Genomic DNA, 22,540 nt, shown 5'->3' on the forward strand with positions numbered 1-22,540 from the left:
ACTCTATGGATTTCGAGTTGCAGGAAGGCGGCAAGTCAGCGATTCCCCAGGAGCTTACTCAAGTAAGTGACTGGGGTGAGCTGACGCAGCCAACGCGCCTGCAACTTGAAAGACGACGAGTATATTGTTCGGTTCGCGTTTCAGCGAGAATGAACCCACATTACAACAGGAAATTTATTGCGGAAATTGATATATTCACAACGTTACATTGCAATTTATGCAACGTTGAAAACCGGAGACTCGTCTGTGGATTTACGCGATCTGAAAACCTTCCTGCATCTGGCGGAAAGCCGCCATTTTGGCCGCAGCGCGCGGGCGATGCACGTCAGCCCGTCCACACTTTCCCGGCAGATTCAGCGCCTCGAAGAGGACCTCGGCCAGCCGCTGTTTGTTCGCGATAACCGCACGGTGACGCTGACCGAAGCCGGTGAGGAGCTGCGCGTCTTTGCTCAGCAGACGTTGCTGCAGTATCAGCAGCTGCGCCATACCCTGGACCAGCAGGGGCCATCGTTATCCGGCGAGCTGCATATCTTCTGCTCGGTCACCGCCGCCTATAGCCACCTGCCGCCGATTCTTGACCGCTTCCGCGCCGAACATCCCTCGGTTGAAATCAAGCTCACTACCGGTGATGCCGCCGATGCGATGGAGAAAGTCGCCACCAATGAGGCCGATCTGGCCATCGCAGGTAAGCCTGAAACGCTGCCCGGCGCCGTCGCCTTCTCAATGCTGGAGAATCTGGCGGTGGTGCTGATTGCCCCGGCGCTGCCCTGCCCGGTGCGCAATCAGGTTTCCGTCGATGAGCCTGACTGGTCAACGGTGCCGTTTATCATGGCCGACCAGGGGCCCGTGCGCCGCCGTATCGAGCTGTGGTTCCGCCGCCATAAAATCAGTAACCCATCGATTTACGCGACCGTCGGCGGACATGAAGCGATGGTGTCCATGGTTGCGCTGGGCTGCGGCGTGGCGCTGATTCCCGAAATCGTGCTGGAAAACAGCCCGGAACCGGTGCGCAATCGCGTGATGATTTTAGAGCGCAGCGATGAGAAGACCCCGTTCGAGCTAGGCGTCTGCGTGCAGAAAAAGCGGCTGCATGAACCGTTGGTGGATGCCTTCTGGAAGATTGTGCTGGAACGCAAAATCGCCGAATAGCGTTGATATTTTCAGCCCCCAGTCATGCCCCAGGTTCGGGAGATTAATTGGTATCAAAGGTGCCAGGTGTAAACGGGCGCCGCAGGTAAAATCGTCACCAAAGAAACAGGACCTTACGAGAGGGAGTGACGATGCAAAAACCCAAAAAGATCTTCAACAACACCGATAATATTCGTAGCGAAATCATGGAAGGGCTGGTGTACGCCGGGCGCGGTAAGATCCACGCCCTGCCGGAGTATTGCGCGGTTTATCGCACGATGGCGCAAAACGGCCAGACCGTTATCGTCAGCGGCGGCGGCAGCGGCCATGAGCCGACGTTTGCCGGGTTCGTCGGCGAAGGCGGCATCGATGCCTGCGCACTGGGCGAAGTCTTCACCTCCCCCTCTCCCGACCAAATCATTGAAGCCAGCCGGGCCGTTCATCAGGGCAACGGCGTGCTGTTCCTCTACGGCAACTATTCCGGCGACGGCATGAACTTTGATATCGCGGCTGAAATCCTTGCGGAAGAAGGGATTGAGTGCCGCACTGTGCGCGCCACGGATGATATTGCCTCGGCGCCGCCGGAAAGAATGTCCGACCGCCGTGGCGTGGGCGGGCTGGCGTTTTTGTACAAGCTGACCGGCGCCGCAGCCCAGTTTGAGCACTACGCCCTGCCGGAACTGGAAGCGCTGGCGAACAAAGCCAACCATAACACCCGCACCATTGGCGTCGCACTCAGCGGTTGCGCGCTGCCGCAGGCCGACGCCTTTAACTTCACCCTGGCCGATAACGAAATAGAACTGGGTATTGGCATCCACGGCGAACCGGGACTGTGCCGTATTCCGATGCCGCAGAGCGATGAGCTGGTCGAGATGATGATTGAACGCCTGTGCAACGACCTGCCTTTCGCGAAGGGCGACAGCGTGTGCGTGTGCGTTAACAACCTCGGTGCGCTGAGCAATACCGAGCTGATGGTGGTCACCCGCAAAGTCGGCATGGCGCTGACGGCCCGCGGCATCAAAACCTACGACGTGCAGGTTGGCCATTTCTGTACCTCGCTGGAGATGTCCGGTTTTTCTCTGAGTATGCTGCGGCTGGATGACGAGATGCAGCGCCTGTACGACCACCCAATCCGCACCCTCGGCTGGAGAAACTAAGATGAACACCACACAATTTATCGCCTGTCTGCGGTACGTCGCTGAGGGGATGATCGCCAGTGAACCACGGCTGACCGCGCTCGATCAGGTGATTGGCGATGGCGACCACGGTATCGGCATTAAACGCGGCTTTACCGCGCTCAACGCGCTGCTCAGCGCACCCGAATTTACCGCCACGGATATTGGCGATGCCCTGTTGCAAAGCGGTACCCGCCTGATGACCAGCATGGGCGGCGCCTCCGGGGCTATTTTCGGTACCCTTTTCCGCGCCGGGGGTAAAGGTCTGGCAGGCCGCGCTGAGCTGGACGCCGCCACCCTCGCCGAGTGGTTGGCGATCGGCATGCAGGCCATCCACCAGCGCGGCGGTGCCGAGCCGGGGGATAAAACGATGGTCGATGCGCTGGCCGCCGCCGCCGAGTGTGCCAAAGCAAATGCCGCGCTAACGCTGCCGGCAGCACTGGCCCACTGCGCACAGGCGGCAATGGCAGGCGCAGAGGGCACCAGCGCGATGGTTGCCCGCTTCGGGCGCGCGAAGAATCTGGGTGAACGGGCCATTGGCCACTGCGACCCTGGCGCAGTATCGATGGCGCTGATCCTGAAGTTTATGGCGGAATTTGCCCATCAGGAGCAATGATCGGTAGAGCCGGATGATGTGCGTCTGTACTAACTCCGGCCTACTCAATGACTGTCTTTATGAGCGCGATGAGCACCATGACCATCAATATAAAGAACGCGCTGTATTAACCAGAGAGAGACTATTTTATCAGCCGCTTTTTTTGCATCTGCTGTAGAGAAATACTTCTCCGTTTGTAACCAATACTCCATATCCTTACGGGCATGAGGTATCTCTTTCAATACTGCTTTACGTTCCTCCAGCGGCCACAACTTTTCATCCCAATCCCCAGCTCGGATATTATTTTCGAGGTCCCCATAGCTGGCAATAAGCTGAGCTCTTTCTGGATGAGCATTTTCTGGATCAGGCAACAGGTATTTTTTTGGCAGCACACTCACATCCAGCTCGAACAAATCCCAAGAAGCATAAAATGAATATCTAATTGACCCCTCACTGTATTGAGCTCGTTCGACTGCAGGCCTAATAGCTTTGTGCAATAGGTCCCACGCATATGATTTGAAAAACGAGCCCTGAGGTGAACATATTGGTGAAAAAGCATCCCTATATGATGCATGTTGGGGGCCAAAAGCCTCGAGGGCCGCCTCGCCATGACGTTCAAAGATAAAACAGTGCACATACTTTCTCTGCGTGCCACCGGTATATCCTTTCTCGTAGCTAGCCGCTTCAATGCCTCTTCGCAACAAATCAAGAGTAGACGTCGTATCTATGGCGGGTACATCGGTTATGTGACGACCCATCACCTTATCAAGAGCATGCTGTTGGTACTGAATGGCCTCGTCGGAAGCCACCCCACTGCCTGGCTCGAATTGATAGAGATAAACCAGCCAGGCCGATGTTAGCGATGAACGATATTTTCGTAGCGTTTGCGCCGCACTCGCAGGAGCAAAAGGAATAGTACGGATAACATTGTCTAAAGAAGTAGCTCCCGCAATATAAATAAGCTCGAGCTCACGACTTCGCTGCTCAATGCTTTTCATCAGACAGCGGAATAACTCTTCTGGCTTTTCTGCGCAGGCATTTCGTGTTTTTAGCCACACCAGTTGCTCTTTACGTAACTCATCACCCTCAATAACAGGCAAATTAGCAATTGCCTGCCGAAAGTTGCTAGCTAAAGAGTTGTCTGAAACGCCGAGGGCAGATGAACTGCAGATGGCATGCTCAATGTCAGTGCTGGCTTTTGTACAATCAAAAGAAACAGCAAGTGTTGGCAGGGAGAAAAAGTAAAAAAATATTAAGGCGAAAAGAACAGAGCGTTGAGTCATTATTGAAAATCCTTTTCCATAGCATTCGCATCATAATCAGTAAGCAAAATTCGTCGTTCGACGACTACCAAACCACGACAGCCTCTCCATGAACAGTGTAAAAAAGGTTCGCATCCAGACATGAATCCTTTTGCTTTGCTACCAACACAGAGCCTGAAGGCTAAAATCAGTGGTAGATTCAGTATTGGCGCTCCTTTTCTGTATAATGTTGCGATCCATTGTAGTGGGGGGCTTGTTAACCATGTCGTTAAGCAAGCCAGAACAGACGGTGTCATTGCGCACTTGACAGCGAAAATACAAACTTAATTAGCCATCATTATGATAATCAAACCAAAAATTCGTGGATTCATCTGTACAACGACCCATCCGACTGGCTGTAAAGTCAATGTGGAAAAACAGATCGAGTACGTTAAGCAAAACGGGAAAATCGAGAACGGCCCTTCCCGCGTGCTGGTGATCGGTGCTTCCACCGGTTACGGCCTTGCATCCAGAATTTCCGCCGCCTTTGGCAGCGGCGCCGCCACTATCGGCGTATTTTTCGAAAAACCAGGCACGGAGTCCAAACCCGGTTCCGCAGGCTGGTATAACTCTGCCGCCTTCGACGAAGCGGCAAAGCGTGAAGGTCTGTATTCCAAAAGCATCAACGGCGACGCGTTCTCTGACGAATGCCGTGATGAAGTGATCAAGCTCATCAAAGAAGACCTGGGTCAGATTGATCTGGTGGTTTACTCACTGGCTTCCCCAGTGCGTAAAATGCCAAAAACCGGTGAAGTCGTCCGTTCTGCGCTGAAGCCAATCGGCGAGGTTTACACCTCTAAAGCGATTGATACCAACAAAGATCAGATCATGACTGCCAGCATTGAGCCGGCAACCGAAGAAGAAGTTCAGAACACCGTTACCGTCATGGGCGGCGAAGACTGGGAACTGTGGATGGGTGCGCTGAGCGAAGCTGGCGTGCTGGCTGAAGGCGTGAAAACCGTGGCCTACTCCTACATCGGTACCGACCTGACCTGGCCAATCTACTGGCACGGCGCGCTGGGCAAAGCGAAAGAAGACCTCGACCGTGCGGCGGGTGAACTGCGTAACCAACTGGCTCCACTGAACGGTTCTGCCAACGTTGCGGTACTGAAGTCCGTTATCACCCAGGCGTCTTCCGCCATTCCGGTGATGCCACTGTACATCTCCATGGTCTTCAAGCTGATGAAAGCGCAGGGGATTCACGAAGGTTGTATCGAGCAGATCAACCGTCTGATGACCACCAGCCTGTACGGCGACAAAGTGGCGCTTGATGACAACCAGCGTATCCGTATGGACGACTGGGAACTGCGTGAAGACATTCAGCAGGCCTGCCGCGACCTGTGGCCGCTGATCACCACTGAAAACCTGGCGCAAGAAACCGACTATGCAGGCTACAAGCAGGAATTCCTGAACCTGTTCGGTTTCGGCCTCGACGGCGTGGACTACGACGCCGACGTGAACACCGAAGTCGAATTCGACGTGATCACGCTGTAATTTATTGATGTCGTAACAAACGCAACACTTGATAAAGCCCTGGCCAAAAAGCCGGGGCTTTTAACTAATAAGGGCTGGACTTAATAACAACCACTCCTGTACGATTCAACCCAATTTCCAATATATAATGTTAATTAAGCATTGAATGTGATTTATAATCACCATCAAGATTAATTATATATCACTGGATAACCTGTAGTTTCCCCAAATAATTAATAGAATGAATTTAACGGAATACTTCCATTAAATAGTGAGAGTCTATCCTAATAGACACCATTGTTGCAGTCAGTTTGATCCAAGGTGCCTTCCCAGCCATACTGGGCTCGGAAGCCTTATTGGTCCTTAAGCAATCACCGGCAAACTATAGAATGGCCTATTGGGATAGACTCTAAATCCAGCTCATGGATTGGAGCTTAATATTATGTACTCAACGGTTCTACATCAACTTAACCATTCAGGTAGTTTATTAGAAACGCCGAAATATATTCAAGAACAGCTATTCTCATCCCCGGAAGATATCGCTACAGCAGACAACCGCCCCTTAATTTCAGCAATCATTCCATGTCTGAATGAAGAAATGACGCTTGCTATCTGCATTAATAAAATAATGGTTGCCTTTGACCGTCGGGGTATTCGGGGTGAAGTCATCGTGGGGGATAATGGCTCAACGGACAACTCCGTCGACATTGCCCAATCGCTGGGCGCCCGGGTTATTCACCAGCCCATCAAAGGCTATGGTGCAGCAATAAGCGCCGCTGCCGGGGCGGCGCAGGGTAAGTATCTCATCATGGCTGACGCCGATGACTCCTACGACTGGAGTCAGATTGACATTTTTGTTGATGCGCTGGAAAGTGGCGCAGACTTCGTGATGGGTAATCGATTTGCCGGGGGAATAGAACCAGGGGCTATGCCCCCTCTGCATCGCTATCTCGGCAATCCGCTGCTTTCGGGCATTGCCCGACTGCTTTATCACTCTCCTATTCGTGATTTTCACTGTGGAATGCGGGCCTTTACCCGCGAGGCATTCCAGAAGATATCCGCCCACGCTACCGGTATGGAATTTGCCTCCGAAATGATCATTAACGCGCACCGCGCGGGGCTTACCATCCGTGAAGTACCAATTAAGCTCTACCCGGATAAACGTAACCGCCCGCCTCATTTACGCTCATTTCGTGATGGCTGGCGACACCTACGCCTTCTCATTGCCCACGCGCCGGATAGACTCTATTTGATCCCCGGATTTACGCTGCTTCTGCTCGGAACGATAGGCCTTGCGCTGCTTGCCCCTGGTCCTATCGAAATCTACGGCCACTATTTTGGTATTCATTTCGTCGCCCTCGCGACCATGTCGACGCTCATTGGCCTTATCTCAATTCTGCTAGGTGTGTTAGCTAAGGTCGCTATCGCCATTTATCACCCGGTTGCACAAAGTCGGATGATTCGCTGGCTGAGACGGGCGCACACTCTGGAGTGGCTGGTTTTCAGCGGCTCTGCGCTTGCTATAGCAGGTTTTTGCGCCGACCTCCTTCTGGCCTTTCAATGGCTTTTATCTCACGGTTCAATGGAGCAGTCGGTGCATGTTGTTTTTATCATCAGCACGGTTTGTATCGCCGGTGTGCTGATGGTGCTGGCCGGATTCGTACTGCAGTTGCTGCTGGACATCCTGAACCGACATGATTCAGATGCATCAAAAAAAGGGCCGTCGATATGGAAGGAGTGAGGGCTGCTATGACGAAAATACGCACCTCTTTTGCCTATATCTGCGTCTCTGGCGGGTGCTTCCTCGGACATAATGCCATCATGATTGCGGCGGAGCATTTATACGCAGCGCTCTGGTTAGCGATCCTCTTATCTTTCGTTATCACCGTGACTATCGGTTATGTGTTGCACAGCGTATTCACCTTCAAACAGGCGCTCTCGCCGCGCGCCTTTGGGCGCTATACCCTCGGCATGCTGCTGAATATCCCACTGGCTTATGCCACCACCTGGTTCTGGTACCACTGGCTGGGATTTCCAATGCTCGCTGCCGCGCCGCTTGCTTCGTGCTGCACGATCGCGCTGAATTTTTTCCTCAGCCGCTGGGCGATAAGCGTATCAGGCCGTAAGGCGCGTATGCCCTCATCTTCCCCAACCGTCTGGAAATAACGATGCGGCTGGAGAAAGTATCATCTTGAATATCCTGACGATAAGCCATTTCTATGAGGCGCACGGTGGTGGAATTGAACGCGTTGCCGGGCAGTTGTGCCGCCAGTTCGCTCGCCAGGGAGCAACACCGCAATGGGCAGCCAGCGCCAGCGATGCTTTGCCTGCAGGTGATCTCAAAATCATCGCGTTACGCTGCATCGATCCGCTGGAAAAACTGACCGGCCTGCCCATGCCGTTACCTGGCCCAGGGGCTATTTGGGCACTCCAGGACGCGGTACAGCGTAGCGACGCGGTGGTGATCCACGATGCGCTCTATGCCACCTCAATCCTTGGCATGATAATCGCCAAACTCCACGGGAAACCCGTCGTTCTGATTCAACATATTGCCGCGATTCCTTTCCGCTCCCCCGCGCTGCGTCTGCTTATGCGACTGGCTAACCTGGTCGTAACGCGCCCCATGCTATGGGCTGCCGATGTCCGAATTTTTATTAGCGATACGGTTCGTCACGACCTGCTCGGAACGCCTGCACGCTATCCCTATAAGTTGTTGTTTAACGGCGTTGATAGCGCCATTTTTTATCCACCAACGCCCTCAGAAGCCGGACGCAACCTGCCAGCAAACACTCACCTTTCTCCCTGTGCCCGGCGGATACTTTTCGTTGGCCGCTATGTTGAAAAGAAAGGATTGGCTGTATTACGCGCCCTGGCTGCGGCCAGGCCGGAGTGTCAGTTCTTGCTGGTCGGAAGCGGCCCTCTTCGGCCCGCAGAATGGGGGTTAGGCAACGTTTACGATCTTGGTGTTCAGCCTCCCGCCGCGCTGGCAGAACTTTATCGCGGTGCAGATTTGCTGCTATTGCCTACCGTCGGTGAAGGCTATCCCCTCGTTATCCAGGAAGCGATGGCCTCCGGGCTACCGGTCGTCTGCGGCGCCCCGGCGCATAGAGCGGACCCCGAGGCAGCAAGCTGGCTACGTGGCGTGAACATCGACCTTAGCGATCCACAGGGTTCGGCACAGCGTTGTTCTGCCGCAATAGATAGCGGTGGGCTGACCAACCGCGAACGTGAAGCGATGATTGGTTACGCCAGGGAGCGCTATCGCTGGCAAACCATGGCGCAGGAAATACTCAGGCTGGCGCAAAATGCCGTCAGGGCGAAGGACCAAACCGGAAGAGAATAAAATGGATACATCCAGTCAGCACTTTTTTCGCGATAACCCGCGGAGCGTTACGCTGCTCCTCGGCGCGAGTATTGCCATTAAAGTGGCGCTTATTTTCATTTTTGCCTGGCATATTCGTCTGATCATGGATGAGTTCGCCCAGCTTGGTTACGCCAAATATTTTGCCAATGGGCTATTCGATACCATTCAACCGCCAAAGGCCGTGGGCTTTGCGGTGTTTTATAAACTGGCTCATCTGATTGGTTGGAACGCCGCCTCGATTATTCATATCGGGCGAATGCAGATGGCCCTGCTCGCCTGCGCAACGCTACTCCTGGTTTACGCCTGCGCGCGTGCGCTGGGCGAGCAGCGTTTACGCTCACTGCTGATTGTTCTGGTTTTACTGTGCTTTACTAATTTTATGGAGCGCATCTTCCGTACCCGCTCCGAGCCCCTGGCGCTGTTTTTCGCCCTGGCTGCCATGCTGGTGATATTGCGCGGCCCAACCCTCAACGCCAGAAAAATTTTCATCGCCGGGATCTTAAGCGGGCTGGCATTTTTGGTTACCCAAAAATCAGCCTTCTTCAATCTGGCCCTTGGGCTTGGCTTAGTGGTTGACGCTACGCTGCGAAAAGATGTCATCACGGCTCTCGTTCGCGGTTTTTACTTAACCGTCGGATGGCTATTTCCCGCAATGGTCTATTGCTTGATATTCGGCGGCAGCGACCCACTGCGTATTGCTGATGGTTTGATCTTTGGCCCGCTAGAAGTGGCGGTAAGCGGTAGCGAAGCCTATAGCGGCGCGCTTCGCACGTTCGTCTTACAAACTCTGATGGAAAATGCGTGGCTCTATCTGCTCTGTTTTAGCGGCATGGCCATTGCGGTGAAACGCTTTCGCGTTTTACATGAAAAAAACCGTATCGCTCTGATATTTTCGCTCGTGATTACCACGCTGGTGTTCACGCATAGTCAGCCATGGCCCTATGTCTTTATTATGGCACTACCGTTTTTATCGCTCTGGTCTCTTGCTCCGCTGGACGTTCTCTTCGCTCATCACCGTAAGCCAAGCCTGAGATTATTTATGCTAGCGGTGGCTATATTCCTTCTGCTTTCAAGCTACCGTACCAATTTCAGCTATCTGAAAATCAGCAATGTGCGGCAGCTTGAACTGGTTAGCCGGGCAGAAGCACTGCTTAAACCTGATGAAAAATACTTCGATGGTATAGGGATATTGCCCAACAGGCTGGAACCGACAACCCTGTGGCTCGATACCTGGTATGTTTTAAAGACGCTGCGTGAAGGTAAAAGCTCCGAAGCTTGGCAGGTACTTACCCAATCCCCGCCGAAGATTGTTTTATGGTCCTACCGACTGAGTAATATCTATCCTGCCATCGCCGACGCCATCGATAACAGCTATGTCCAGGTTGCGCCGAATATCAGGATGATGGGGCAACGAGTGCACCTCGACCGTCAGGTTGTGTTCAAGGTGCCGCTCGCCGGAAGATATCAGCTGTACAGCGAAACCGGTGCGCCCATTTCCGCACAAATCAACGTGGACGGGAGCGCACTCGTTCCCCCTATAACCCTATCGACGGGCCGTAAAATCATCACGTTGCTCAACGGCCCAAAGCAAGCGCTGCTGTTACCCGAAGGCACCTACACAGGCCTTTTCAAAGAGGGGGAGGATAACCAGGACCTATTTGCTAACGCCTATTATCGGTAAGCGTGATAAACCGCCGCGGTAACGGCGGTTTTTGTTGAGGCTAATCGAAACCAAAGCCCTCCGCGAACAACACCTTCAGCTTCGCCATCGCCTCCTGCTCGTCGCTGCCGCTGCAGATGATCTCAAGCGATCCTCGGCCTTTGATCCCGGCCCCCAGAATACTCATGATGCTTTTTCCCTTGATGGTTTTACCATCGTAGATCATCTCGATCCGCGACTGATACTGCGCGCACGCCTTTGCCAGCACGCCCGCCGGGCGGGCATGAATACCGTGCAGGTTGCTGATTTTCACCACTTCTTTCAACATAATTGCGGTTCCTTACTTACTGTCCGTTAGCCGGGTACATCGCCTGAACGACGTTAAAATAGCCCTGAATCAGAAGCTGGGCGACCATCGCGCCCGGGTCGACGAACGCACGGGACCGTTCTCCGTGGATAGCCGCACGCCCGTGCTTCGCCACCATGGTGGTAGTCTGCTGCATGCCCTGCTGTGCCGCTAACAACGCTTCCCGCGCCACGTTCAGCGGCTCGCCCTGACCACGCAGCACCACCAGCGCGGGAGCCATCCCATCAAGAAAGGTTTTTTCGCCCGGCTGCGCTTTGCCGCGCTGCTGCACGCCATCAAACCAGGCCTGGAAAAAGTCGCCTGCATCCTGCAGCGTCATCGCTTCTCGTCCCTTAAAGACTTTTCCCGCCTGCATCAGGCCGGAAGCCATCAGCGTCCCCATCGTGGAGGGTACCGCCGAGGCCATCGCTTTACCCGCCAGATAAAAAAACCGTCCCAGATCGGGTTCGCCGCTGTGCTGTGCATAGTCCGACGCCGCGGTAAAACCGTCGCTCATGGTAAGGCCCAGATCGCCATCGCCCACCACGCTGTCCAGTTCAGTTAGCACCGTCTTGTTGCCCTGCATCACCCGCGCCCACTCGGCAAAGAGCGGGCGTAAGCTCTCGCTGTTTAACGTCATAGCGCCTCCTTAGGCGGGAAACTGCCGGAACATCGGCGTGTCGGCCTGCGCGTTCAACAGCACCTTAAGCTCATCGTCTACCGGCATCAGGCTGATGGACATGCCGGTCATCTCCATCGCCGTGGCGAATTCCCCCACCCACACGCGGAAGACACGGATGTTGCTCTGCGCCAGAATCTGGTGCACATGGCGATACATCAGGTACAGCTCTTCCAGCGGCGTCGCACCGAGGCCGTTAATCAGCACCGCCACTTCATCGCCCTGCTGGCAGGAGGAGTCGGCAATCAACCAGGACATCATCTCTTCAGCAATATTTTCAGCACTCAGTTGCGGCCCGCGACGAATGCCGCTTTCGCCATGGATACCCATGCCGATTTCCATCTCGTTGTCGCCAATATGGAAACCCGGCTTACCGATACGCGGCACGATGCACGGCGACAGCGCCACCCCCAGCGTCCGCACACGATCACCGGCCTTCTGCGCGATACGCTGGACGGTGTCAAGGTCATCCATTCTGGCGGCCGATGCGCCAGCACATTTGTAGACGAAGAAAATCCCCGCCACGCCGCGTCGCGTGGTGGCACCACCGCCCGGCACGGCACCAGCAGAATCATCGGCGGCAACGACCGTGCAGGTCCGGATGTCGCTCTCCATGTCGGCCATTTCCGCCGCCATGTCAAAATTGAAGATATCGCCGTTATAGTTGCCGTACAGGTAAAGCACGCCCGCACCGCTGTCTACCGCCTGCGTAACGGCCAGAATTTGCTCCGGCGACGGTGACTGGAACACATCGCCGATGGCGCAGCCGTCCAGCATGCCCTGTCCCACGTAGCCGAGAAACAGCGGCAGGTGCCCGGAGCCGCCGCCGGTGACAATCCCCACCTTGCCGGGCAGCGGGTGCGCCGTGGCAAGGCAGTGCAGATCCTCATTCACAAAGCGGAATTTATCAGGGTGCGCCAGATAGATGCCTTCCAGCATCTCCGGGATAAAGTCCTCCGCCTGATTCAGAAATTTTTTCATGCGTTCTCTCCATGAATATCCCGCCCGAACGGGCGGGCGCGTCAATTAACGGGCAAATTTGATCTGTGACGGGTAGGCCCAGCGCTGCAGCTCTTCCGGGGCGAAGGATTCAGGCTCCTTGCCGCCGTTAATCACCAGCGCGTGGTAGTAAATCTGCGCCATCTCCTCCAGGTACGCGGATTTCAGCACCGCTTCATACGGGTCTTTATCCACGCCGATTGCGCCATGTTTTTCCATCAGGATGGCATCGGCACGCTTGATAGGTTCGATCACGCTCTCAGAAAGCGCTGGCGTGCCGGGACGGCCGTATGGCGCAACCGGGATCACCCCGTCTTTCAGGTTGAGAATGGCGCACTCGTACACCACCGCCGGAATAGGCTTATTCAGCACGGCAAAAGAGGTCGCGTAGAGGGAGTGCGTGTGGGAGATGGCGAACACGTCCGGGCGCGCTTTATAAATCTCAATATGCATCAGGCATTCGCTGGTTGGACGCAATCCCGCTTCGCTTTCAATCACATTGGCTTCAACGTCCATCACCACGATATCGCGCGGCGTTAAATGCATTTTGTCGATAGTGGTTGGAGTTACCAGAATAAGCCCGGTCTCTTTATCCCGTACGCTGGAATTACCCGCTTTATGTTTACAGAGCCCCCATTGCTGAGCGGTTCTGGCCATTTCAACGACGTGTTTTTTCTGAATGTCTAACATAATATTTATCCTGTATACGGTTGTAGGGGCGAGCGATGTCGCGACAATGATTGCCGGGAAATAACGTTGCAGTTTTTTACGCTGCAACGGCGTTTAATTAATGATTACGAATGACGGACAAATTCATTTATCAGTGCATATTCATCCTGTGCGCGGCGAATAACATTGCCGCCATCATAGAATTCGAGAAACTCATTCAATTGCGCGAGTGCCTTAAGATGCTTTTGCGGATTATTCGTCGCCAGGACAATAATAATATCGGCCTGCATATAACCGGCGAAATCAATCTTTGAAGGCAGGCGTAATAGCGTCATCCCCGTTTCCAGCGCGCCATCATCGACGCCCGCATGGGCGATAATCACGCCGTCGGCCAGCATGATATAGGGCTGCTCATCGGCGATTTTATTCAGCATAATTTGCAGGTAGCGCGGTTCAATCACCCCGTTTTCCAGCAGCGATGCTGAAGCCTCGGTAATCGCCTGCTGCCAGTCAGTGGGTAGCGACGTGGCAAACTGAACGTGTTCACGCTGCAGCAAGTCCGTCAGCGACGGCGTCGGCGGCTCAATGTTGCCCGCTGCGCTCGCGGCGCTGTTCTCATCATAGATGTAGCTGGCGAGGGCGCGCTGTAGCCCTTTGTGGTCGATGATATTGCCGAAGCGCTCGAAGATAAGCAGCAGTTGCTCTATCTGAATGATGTTCGGATCCACGCCCTGCAGCGCACCGATCACATGATTGCGGAACGCACTTTTGTGAATGCTGCTGATGGACGGATTGACCACAAATACCATCTTGCTGGTATTCAGATGCGTGGTCGAAAAGACCACGTCGTAGTGCCCGGTATAGCGCTCAAATTCGCGCCGTGACATCACTTCGGTAAAGTGTAGCTCCGGGAAAAGCACCTGCAGCGTCAGGAACAGATAGGTAGAAATCGTGGCGCTATTTTCGCACACCACCACCGCCGTTTTCTGTAGCTTAATCTGATGGATTACCCCTTCGCGGGTCAGCCAACCGCCAAAAAGCACCGTCAAAAACGTCATCTCTTCATCGGGAATTTCGCAGTGCAGTACCGTCTCGAACGGCACCGCCGCGCGGCGAACCATCTCATGCAGATGGCTGAACTCTTTCACCACCAGATCGTAAACGCTGCTGGTATTGGTCAGGTGATAACGAATACGGTAATAGGCCGGTTTCCAGTGCTGATAGATTTTTTCAATCAGCTCATTTTTTTCTTTGATGGTGACACAGCTTATTTTTTCAAAGTTGTCGACTACCGCCACTACGCTTTCAAGCAGCAGCGTATCCAGGTGGAAATATTTATCGGCAATACTTTGAATATTGGAGCTTTGGATCAGTGCCGTCAGGAAAACCAGTTCATTTTCGCTATTGATATTGATTTTACTGATAACGCTCTGCATCAGGGTAAATTCTCTGCTGCCAATAATATCGGCGTAGCTGCTCGGAATATTAACCAGACCTTTTCCTGAATCAATACGGTGCAGGACAAAGCAGATAAAATAAATAAGCTCCTGAAGCTGACGATCGGTAAACTGAATTTTAAAACGTTTTTCAATTTCGCTAAAAACGTTGCCGACCTTTTCCAGATAGTCGCTCATCACGTTGTTGTAGTGGGCGAGGATATTTTTGGCGACCGGAATTTCCAGCACCCGACGTAAACAGTTCAGCAGCAGATAACGTTTTTCCAGCTCCTCACCCAGAATATGGTAGCCGTTGCCCCGGTCGTAGCTTATCTCCAGCCCGTGCTCGATAACCTCTGTACGCACCTTTTTCAGGTCGTTGATAATCGTATTCTGACTCACGCCCAGCGAAGAGGAGAGATGCAGCAATGACAGCCGTTCGCTACGGGTCAGCAGCATAAAGATAATCATCTGTCCGCGCTCTTCTTCCGAGTAGAGATAGCGGTGCTCGGTTTCAGAGGTCTGATTCTGACGAAAATGCTCAATCACATGGCGCGGGATATGCAGCTTCCCGGTTTTCAGACGGTTGATCCGGTCAAAGTGGTTCGACTCCAGGTAGTCATTCACCTTTTTCAGCGTATAGCTCAGCTGTTTGCGGGTCAGGCAAAACTGCTCTTCAAGCTTCGTCCCCGTGATGCCGGGATCGTTCACAATGGCATCCAGCACTGCAACCACGCGTTTATCCATAGCCATGCCAACTCTCCTGCAATGAAAAGCCTGGCGGCGACGCCTGCCGCCAGACATGAACATGAAACCCAGAATTACGCCTGCTGAACCTTCTCCTGCTGTTCGGCCTCCTGCTGTGCCAGATTGCTTTCACGACGCAGTTCGCGGGAGTAGAAGAAGTAGCCACATCCCCACCACAGCGCGAAGACCAGCGGGATAAAGTTGCCTTCCAGGAATTTGAACAGGAAGGAGAAGGCATAGGTGAAGACCGGTGCATCAATCGAACTGTTCGAAATCAGCTGCCCTGCCGGGATGGTGATCGCTTTAGTGGCCAGACCGAGGTCGGTAATCATTGGCGCGAACTGCGTCCCCACGAACAGGAAGAACGGCACGCCAATAATGCTCAGGATAACCATGCGCAGCGTGTTACCGCGCGTCACCAGGTAGGCCGGAACAATCAACGCAATATTGATGATGCCAGCAAATGGCAGGATCTTATTTCCCGGCAGAATCAGCGCCCACAGCAGGGTGAACGGGATGGCAACGATAATGGCAAACCAGATCTCGCTCGCGCCGCCCATAAACGGCCAGTCGATACCCACGAACAGCTTACGCCCGGAGAATTTCTTGTTCATATAGTCGCTGATGGCCTCTGAGATCGGCGACAGCGCCTGCATAAAGAGCTTGGAAATCATCGGGAACAGAACCAGCGCCGTTGAGGCCTGCACCCCCAGCATCAGCGTTTTCGCAACGCTATAGCCCGCAATCACCCCAAACAGGATCCCCAGAATAAAACCGATGATGTGGTTTTCGGCAAAGACCCCGACTTTGGCACGCAGCGCGCTGGCATCCATCGGCTTATTGCAGACCGGAATTTTCCGCAGCAGCAGATCGAACGGGTAATAGATAGCACCAAAGAAGACCATACGGTGCGTACAGGTTACCCCAGGGATCCCCGTGAGCTTCTCAATACGATGCTGGTGAATATCCCCCGCGTTCAGTTCCATAATGATCTGGAAAGCGGCAACAAGGAACGCCAGTACCAGGCTCCAGACCGGGCCGAACAATGGGGTGGTGACGCTCACCACGATAAACGCGGTAAAGATTTTCCCCCACACGTTCCAAAGGTCGGCGTTGAAGGTATTGGTCTTGTTCAGCATCAACATCACAATGTTTACGCCAACCTGAAGCGGGAACATGGCGAACGCATAAGGCCAGGCCCAGGAGATATTCGCCATCGTCGTCCAGCCGCCGTCGACGATACTTAACTCAAGGCCGGTACGGTTCATCATGGTCTGCGCGGCAACGCCGATGGCATCAACCATAAAGCCAATCAGCATGCTCATCCCGACGAAGGCGACGCCCAGCGTGATGGCCGCCGAGGCCGCATCGCGGAATTTCATCCGCACCACCAGCCCGGCTAATAACATAATAAAAGGCACAAAAACCGGCGCGCCTAAATTCAGAATATAATTTATGACTACACCAAGAAAGTCCATAGCACTTCTCCACTAAAATAATTATACGGATTAAAGAGCTACACCTTATTTACAGGCATCAATGACCTTTTGTAATTCCTGCTCCATCCCCATGCCGGTCAAAAAAGCAATCCCGTTAATTACAGGGATAGGATATTGCTTATCAACTTTGGTGATGGCGATATAAGCCGCGCTATCTTTTATATGACTATCAAGCGATTTCAGGTCGATGACTTCAACTTTGATATGCGACTGCTGGCGTTCATTCAATAGGCGGGTCACTTTACTGGCAACCGTTTGTGAGGTAGCAACGCCGCTTCCACATGCAACAATGACTTTTTTCATCTTATAAATCCTTATCTAATTGCAGTCTTGATGTGAGGGTACAGAGAAAGGTTTCTACATCGTCTATTTCGCGTAGGGTCTGGACAACCTCTTCATCCGCAAGGCAGTCCATGAGCTTTTGCAGCGCGGTCAGGTGGCTGCTGTGGTCAACAAAACCAAGTAAAACAATAAAATGAACGTAAAGCGTGTTGTCATCATTGCCCATTTCCTGCCAGGCAATAGGCGTAGACAACCGCGTTACGGAGATAAAAGGGCGAATAACGTGCTGAGGGTCGGTATGAGGAAGCGCGATGGCCACCGGCAGCGTTGGCAGCGCGGTAGGGTACGCTTTTTCACGGGCGATGATGGCGTCAAGAAAAGAGTCCCGGACATAGCCTTGCTCTTTCAGCTGCAAAAATATCGAAGAAAAAAAGTCCGTGGAATTATTATAGTGTTTATCCAGAAACGTGAGCTGAGGCGTAAAATACTCACATCCTTGCGCACTTTCATTCGGGGCATCAATTATATCCGTTCTCATCCGAATATCCTCTCTAACCGCTAAGAATTAACTAGAGACAATGTTAATTCAGGAGCAGCAAGCGGGCGACAAATATTGCCCCCAAAAGATGTGCGCAGGCTGGCGCAACGCGGTGAGCGTTTTATTATGAATTACATCACATTTTTATCGTTGAGATTCGTTGGCAGCGAAATAATTTGGCAGGTTACGACAAATAAAAAGGAGATCGGGAGATAATCCAGACAGATTATCTCCCGTTAAGCGGCGCTTAGCCCGCGAGGAAGAAGCGGAACGCAGGGTTATTGGTCTCGTTATGACAATCGTAACCCAGTTCGTTGAGTCGGGTTTCAAAGTCCGGCTCGTTCTCGCCAAGCTCAAACGCTGCCAGTACGCGACCATAGTCAGTGCCGTGGCTGCGGTAGTGGAACAGAGAGATATTCCAGTGCGTGCCTAGGGTGTGCAGGAACTTCAGCAACGCGCCCGGAGATTCCGGGAACTCAAAGCTGTAAAGGCGTTCCTGTAGCGGCTTAGACGGACGACCACCGACCATATAGCGTACGTGCAGCTTCGCCATTTCATCATCGGAGAGATCCACCACGCTGTAGCCGCCCTCGTTGAGCAACTGCAGGATCTCTTTACGCTCTTCCAGACCCCGGCTCAGACGAACACCAACAAAAATGCAGGCATTTTTCGCATCGGCGAAACGGTAGTTGAACTCAGTAACCGAACGCCCGCCCAGCAACTGACAGAACTTCAGGAAGCTGCCCTTCTCTTCTGGAATCGTCACCGCCAGCAGCGCTTCACGTTGTTCCCCCAGCTCGCAGCGTTCAGAGACGTAGCGCAGGCCGTGGAAGTTAACGTTCGCACCGGACAGCACGTGCGCCAGGCGTTCGCCGCGAATGTTGTGCTGGGCGATATATTTTTTCATACCCGCCAGCGCCAGCGCCCCGGAAGGCTCCGCCACCGCACGCACATCTTCGAACAGGTCTTTCATCGCCGCGCAGATAGCATCGCTATCCACGGTGACGATATCGTCGAGGTACTCCTGACACAGGCGGAAGGTTTCATCACCGATGCGCTTAACCGCCACGCCTTCAGCGAAGAGACCCACACGCGGCAGGTCAACCGGATGACCGGCATCCAGCGCCGCTTTCAGGCAGGCAGAATCTTCGGCTTCTACGGCAATGACTTTGATTTGCGGCATCAGCTGTTTAATCAGCACCGCCACGCCCGCCGCCAGACCACCACCGCCAACCGGCACAAACACGCGGTCGAGGTGAGCGTCTTGTTGCAACAATTCCAGCGCCAGCGTGCCCTGCCCGGCAATTACCATCGGGTGATCGAAAGGCGGAACCCAGGTGAAACCCTGCTGCTGCGCCAGCTCAATGGCTTTGGCTTTCGCTTCGTCAAAGTTCGCGCCGTGCAGCAGCACTTCGCCGCCAAAACCACGTACCGCATCCACTTTGATATCGGCCGTCGCCACCGGCATGACGATAAGCGATTTCAGGCCAAGCCGGGCGGATGAGAACGCCACGCCCTGCGCATGGTTGCCCGCGGATGCGGTGATCACGCCATGCGATTTCTGCTCGGCCGTCAGACCCGCCATCATCGCGTAGGCCCCGCGCAGCTTAAAGCTGTGCACCGGTTGGCGGTCTTCGCGCTTCACCAGAATCACGTTATCGAGGCGCGAAGAGATCTTTTCCATTTTCTGCAGCGGCGTCACCTGCACCGCTTCATAGACCGGTGCGCGTAGCACCGCTCTGAGATACTCGGCCCCCTCAGGGGAGCCGGATAGGGGTTGTGAATCTGCCATGATTAGCCACCCAGTTTCGATTTATCACGTACGGCGCCTTTGTCGGCGCTGGTTGCCAGGCTAGCGTAAGCGCGAAGGGCGAAGGAGACCTGACGCTCACGATTTTTCGGCGTCCACGCCTGGTCGCCACGGGCTTCCTGCGCTTCACGACGTGCGGCGATTTCCGCGTCGCTCAGCTGCAGCTGAATACCACGGTTCGGGATATCGATAGCAATCATGTCGCCATCTTCGATGATCGCGATATTGCCGCCGCTTGCCGCTTCTGGAGAAACGTGGCCGATAGAGAGGCCAGAGGTACCGCCGGAGAAACGACCATCGGTGATCAGGGCGCAGGCTTTGCCGAGACCCATCGATTTCAGGAAGGTGGTTGGGTAGAGCATTTCCTGCATGCCCGGCCCGCCTTTCGGCCCTTCGTAGCGAATGACCACCACGTCGCCTGCGACAACTTTGCCGCCGAGGATGGCTTCTACCGCGTCATCCTGGCTTTCGTACACTTTTGCCGGGCCGGTGAATTTGAGGATGCTGTCATCTACGCCTGCAGTTTTTACGATACAGCCGTTTTCCGCAAAGTTACCGTACAGCACGGCCAGGCCGCCGTCTTTGCTGTAGGCGTGCTCCAGAGAACGGATACAGCCTTCGGCGCGGTCATCGTCCAGCGTATCCCAGCGGCAATCCTGCGAAAACGCCTGAGTAGTACGGATACCGGCCGGGCCTGCGCGGAACATTTTCTTGACCGCTTCGTCCTGGGTAACGGTGATGTCGTACTGCTCCAGCGTCTGCGGCAGGGAGAGACCGAGAACGTTTTTCACGTCGCGGTTCAGCAGGCCTGCACGGTCCAGCTCACCGAGGATCCCCAGCACGCCGCCGGCGCGGTGCACATCTTCCATATGGTATTTCTGGGTACTTGGCGCCACTTTACACAGCTGCGGCACCTTGCGGGACAGCTTGTCGATATCGCTCATGGTGAAGTCGATTTCGGCTTCCTGTGCCGCCGCCAGCAGGTGCAGAACGGTGTTGGTGGAGCCGCCCATGGCGATATCCAGCGTCATGGCGTTCTCAAACGCTTCTTTGCACGCGATGTTGCGCGGCAGTGCGGATGCATCATCCTGCTCGTAGTAGCGTTTGGTCAGCTCAACGATGCGCTGGCCCGCGGTGAGGAACAGTGCTTTGCGGTCAGCGTGGGTGGCCAGCAGCGAGCCGTTACCCGGCTGAGACAGACCCAGCGCTTCGGTCAGACAGTTCATCGAGTTGGCGGTGAACATGCCGGAACAGGAGCCGCAGGTTGGGCAGGCAGAACGTTCAACCTGTTCGCTCTGTGAGTCAGAGACTTTCGGGTCCGCGCCCTGAATCATCGCATCGACCAGGTCGAGCTTAATGATTTTGTCAGAGAGCTTGGTTTTTCCGGCTTCCATCGGGCCGCCGGAAACGAAGATAACCGGAATGTTCAGGCGCAGAGAGGCCATCAACATCCCCGGGGTGATTTTGTCGCAGTTGGAGATACAGACCATCGCATCGGCGCAGTGGGCGTTCACCATGTACTCAACGGAGTCAGCGATCAGCTCGCGGGACGGCAGTGAATAAAGCATGCCGCCATGGCCCATAGCGATACCATCATCCACCGCAATGGTATTGAACTCTTTAGCAACACCGCCGGAGGCTTCGATCTGCTCGGCAACCAGTTTACCGAGGTCGCGCAGGTGCACGTGGCCCGGCACGAACTGGGTAAACGAGTTTACGACGGCAATAATCGGTTTACCGAAGTCATCATCGGTCATCCCGGTGGCGCGCCACAGTGCGCGGGCGCCCGCCATATTGCGGCCGTGAGTGGTGGTGGCGGAACGGTATTTAGGCATGCTTTAGTACTCCCAGTCTTTATCTTGTTAAATGGGGTGTTGCGTGACACCCCATCTTTTTATGCTTATGGATTAACCTGATCCAACCAACCCCATTTATCTTCGGTTTCACCGGTAAAGAGGCCAAAGAATGCTTGCTGAACGCGCTTGGTGACCGGGCCACAGCGACCTTCACCAACCTGGATGCCGTCAACGCTACGCACCGGCGTGATTTCAGCGGCGGTACCGGACATGAATACTTCATCTGCAAGGTACAGGGATTCGCGAGACAGCACCTGCTCGCGCACTTCAATACCGAGGTCTTTCGCCAGCTTGATGATGGCGTCACGGGTGATGCCCGGCAGCGCGGACGAGGTGAACGGAGGGGTAAAGATCACACCATCTTTCACTTCAAACAGGTTTTCGCCCGCCCCTTCAGACAGGTAGCCGTTCACGTCCAGCGCGATACCTTCCTGATAGCCGTGGCGGCGCGCTTCGCTGCCCACCAACAGTGAGGAAAGATAGTTACCGCCCGCTTTTGCCGCCGTTGGGATGGTGTTCGGTGCCGCACGGTTCCAGGAGGAGACCATGGCATCGATCCCCTGATCCAGCGCTTCTGCGCCCAGGTATGCTCCCCATGGGAACGCCGCGATGATCACGTCAGTGGTGTAGCCGTCCGGCGGGTTAACGCCCATGCCCACGTCGCCGACGAAGACCAGCGGACGAATATAGGCGCTGGTCAGGTTATTTTTGCGCAGCACTTCGCGGCAGGCTTCCATCAGCTCGTCAACGCTCTGAGAAACCGGGAAACGGTAGATTTTGGCGGAGTCACGCAGGCGCTGCATGTGCTCGCGGTGGCGGAATACAACTGGGCCTTTATGGGAGTCGTAGCAGCGGATGCCTTCAAATACGGAGGTACCGTAGTGCAGCGCGTGGGACATGACGTGTACTTTCGCATCTTCCCAACGCACCATCTCACCGTTGAACCAAATGTAATCCGCTTTTTTCGTCGTCATTTCTCTTCC

At 54.3% G+C, this 22,540-nt stretch carries 20 protein-coding genes; 8 read left to right on the forward strand and 12 right to left on the reverse strand.

Annotation, left to right across the window (positions count from 1 at the left end; translation table 11 throughout):
- The first annotated feature begins 177 nt into the window (after positions 1-177).
- The 3 genes from ilvY (at position 178) to dhaL (ending at position 2,919) form a co-directional block, all read left to right on the forward strand.
- Complete coding sequence (gene ilvY / locus FHC49_RS07820) at positions 178-1,149, forward strand: HTH-type transcriptional activator IlvY (protein ID WP_220439461.1); 972 nt, start codon at positions 178-180, stop codon at positions 1,147-1,149.
- Positions 1,150-1,280: 131 nt separating this feature from the next.
- Entirely contained in the window at positions 1,281-2,285 is a 1,005-nt protein-coding gene (locus FHC49_RS07825) for a dihydroxyacetone kinase subunit DhaK (RefSeq protein ID WP_185669619.1), read from the forward strand.
- A 1-nt stretch (position 2,286) separates the two neighbouring features.
- Positions 2,287-2,919 carry a dihydroxyacetone kinase subunit DhaL gene (dhaL, locus tag FHC49_RS07830; RefSeq protein WP_220439462.1) on the forward strand — a complete coding sequence of 211 codons (633 nt, stop codon included), beginning with the start codon at positions 2,287-2,289 and terminating at the stop codon, positions 2,917-2,919.
- A 44-nt stretch (positions 2,920-2,963) separates the two neighbouring features.
- Here the strand turns inward: dhaL and FHC49_RS07835 are convergent, their stop codons facing one another.
- Positions 2,964-4,181: a lysozyme inhibitor LprI family protein gene (locus FHC49_RS07835; protein WP_185669621.1), complete on the reverse strand. Its 1,218-nt coding sequence runs from the start codon at positions 4,179-4,181 to the stop codon at positions 2,964-2,966.
- A gap of 318 nt (positions 4,182-4,499) precedes the next feature.
- Here FHC49_RS07835 and fabV point away from each other — a divergent pair, with 318 nt between their 5' ends.
- From fabV to FHC49_RS07860, 5 genes are all read left to right on the forward strand, one after another.
- Entirely contained in the window at positions 4,500-5,693 is a 1,194-nt protein-coding gene (gene fabV, locus FHC49_RS07840; RefSeq protein ID WP_185669622.1) for an enoyl-ACP reductase FabV, read from the forward strand.
- 421 nt (positions 5,694-6,114) lie between these two features.
- Positions 6,115-7,413 carry a glycosyltransferase family 2 protein gene (locus tag FHC49_RS07845; RefSeq protein ID WP_220439463.1) on the forward strand — a complete coding sequence of 433 codons (1,299 nt, stop codon included), beginning with the start codon at positions 6,115-6,117 and terminating at the stop codon, positions 7,411-7,413.
- An 8-nt stretch (positions 7,414-7,421) separates the two neighbouring features.
- Positions 7,422-7,838: a GtrA family protein gene (locus FHC49_RS07850; protein WP_185669624.1), complete on the forward strand. Its 417-nt coding sequence runs from the start codon at positions 7,422-7,424 to the stop codon at positions 7,836-7,838.
- Between the two features lie 25 nt (positions 7,839-7,863).
- Positions 7,864-9,015, forward strand: a complete 1,152-nt coding sequence (locus tag FHC49_RS07855) for a glycosyltransferase family 4 protein (RefSeq protein WP_185669625.1) — start codon at positions 7,864-7,866, stop codon at positions 9,013-9,015.
- Position 9,016: 1 nt separating this feature from the next.
- Positions 9,017-10,717, forward strand: a complete 1,701-nt coding sequence (locus FHC49_RS07860) for a hypothetical protein (RefSeq protein WP_220439464.1) — start codon at positions 9,017-9,019, stop codon at positions 10,715-10,717.
- Between the two features lie 40 nt (positions 10,718-10,757).
- Here the strand turns inward: FHC49_RS07860 and FHC49_RS07865 are convergent, their stop codons facing one another.
- The 11 genes from FHC49_RS07865 to ilvE all read right to left on the reverse strand — a co-directional run bounded on the left by FHC49_RS07865 (position 10,758) and on the right by ilvE (position 22,531).
- The gene (locus FHC49_RS07865; RefSeq protein ID WP_035896560.1) at positions 10,758-11,024 is read right to left on the reverse strand and encodes an HPr family phosphocarrier protein; all 267 of its coding nucleotides are present in this window, start codon (positions 11,022-11,024) and stop codon (positions 10,758-10,760) included.
- A 16-nt stretch (positions 11,025-11,040) separates the two neighbouring features.
- A complete protein-coding gene (locus FHC49_RS07870) occupies positions 11,041-11,682 on the reverse strand; it encodes a DAK2 domain-containing protein (RefSeq protein ID WP_220439465.1) in 642 nt (213 codons plus the stop codon).
- A 9-nt stretch (positions 11,683-11,691) separates the two neighbouring features.
- Positions 11,692-12,702: a dihydroxyacetone kinase subunit DhaK gene (locus tag FHC49_RS07875; protein WP_220439466.1), complete on the reverse strand. Its 1,011-nt coding sequence runs from the start codon at positions 12,700-12,702 to the stop codon at positions 11,692-11,694.
- Between the two features lie 45 nt (positions 12,703-12,747).
- The gene (locus FHC49_RS07880) at positions 12,748-13,410 is read right to left on the reverse strand and encodes a class II aldolase/adducin family protein (protein WP_185669629.1); all 663 of its coding nucleotides are present in this window, start codon (positions 13,408-13,410) and stop codon (positions 12,748-12,750) included.
- 104 nt (positions 13,411-13,514) lie between these two features.
- Positions 13,515-15,578: a BglG family transcription antiterminator gene (locus FHC49_RS07885; RefSeq protein WP_220439467.1), complete on the reverse strand. Its 2,064-nt coding sequence runs from the start codon at positions 15,576-15,578 to the stop codon at positions 13,515-13,517.
- Positions 15,579-15,646: 68 nt separating this feature from the next.
- Positions 15,647-17,050, reverse strand: a complete 1,404-nt coding sequence (locus tag FHC49_RS07890; protein ID WP_220439468.1) for a PTS galactitol transporter subunit IIC — start codon at positions 17,048-17,050, stop codon at positions 15,647-15,649.
- Between the two features lie 45 nt (positions 17,051-17,095).
- Entirely contained in the window at positions 17,096-17,374 is a 279-nt protein-coding gene (locus FHC49_RS07895; RefSeq protein WP_035896401.1) for a PTS sugar transporter subunit IIB, read from the reverse strand.
- A gap of 1 nt (position 17,375) precedes the next feature.
- On the reverse strand, positions 17,376-17,891 hold the full coding sequence (locus tag FHC49_RS07900; RefSeq protein WP_220439469.1) for a PTS sugar transporter subunit IIA: 516 nt from the start codon (positions 17,889-17,891) through the stop codon (positions 17,376-17,378).
- Positions 17,892-18,138: 247 nt separating this feature from the next.
- Positions 18,139-19,683, reverse strand: a complete 1,545-nt coding sequence (ilvA, locus tag FHC49_RS07905; protein ID WP_185669633.1) for a threonine ammonia-lyase, biosynthetic — start codon at positions 19,681-19,683, stop codon at positions 18,139-18,141.
- 2 nt (positions 19,684-19,685) lie between these two features.
- The gene (gene ilvD / locus FHC49_RS07910) at positions 19,686-21,536 is read right to left on the reverse strand and encodes a dihydroxy-acid dehydratase (RefSeq protein WP_220439470.1); all 1,851 of its coding nucleotides are present in this window, start codon (positions 21,534-21,536) and stop codon (positions 19,686-19,688) included.
- Positions 21,537-21,601: 65 nt separating this feature from the next.
- Complete coding sequence (ilvE, locus tag FHC49_RS07915; protein ID WP_035896405.1) at positions 21,602-22,531, reverse strand: branched-chain-amino-acid transaminase; 930 nt, start codon at positions 22,529-22,531, stop codon at positions 21,602-21,604.
- Positions 22,532-22,540: the final 9 nt, after the last annotated feature.

The organism is Kluyvera sp. EC_51 (genome assembly GCF_019584505.1).
Classification (GTDB): Bacteria; Pseudomonadota; Gammaproteobacteria; order Enterobacterales; family Enterobacteriaceae; genus Kluyvera; species Kluyvera sichuanensis.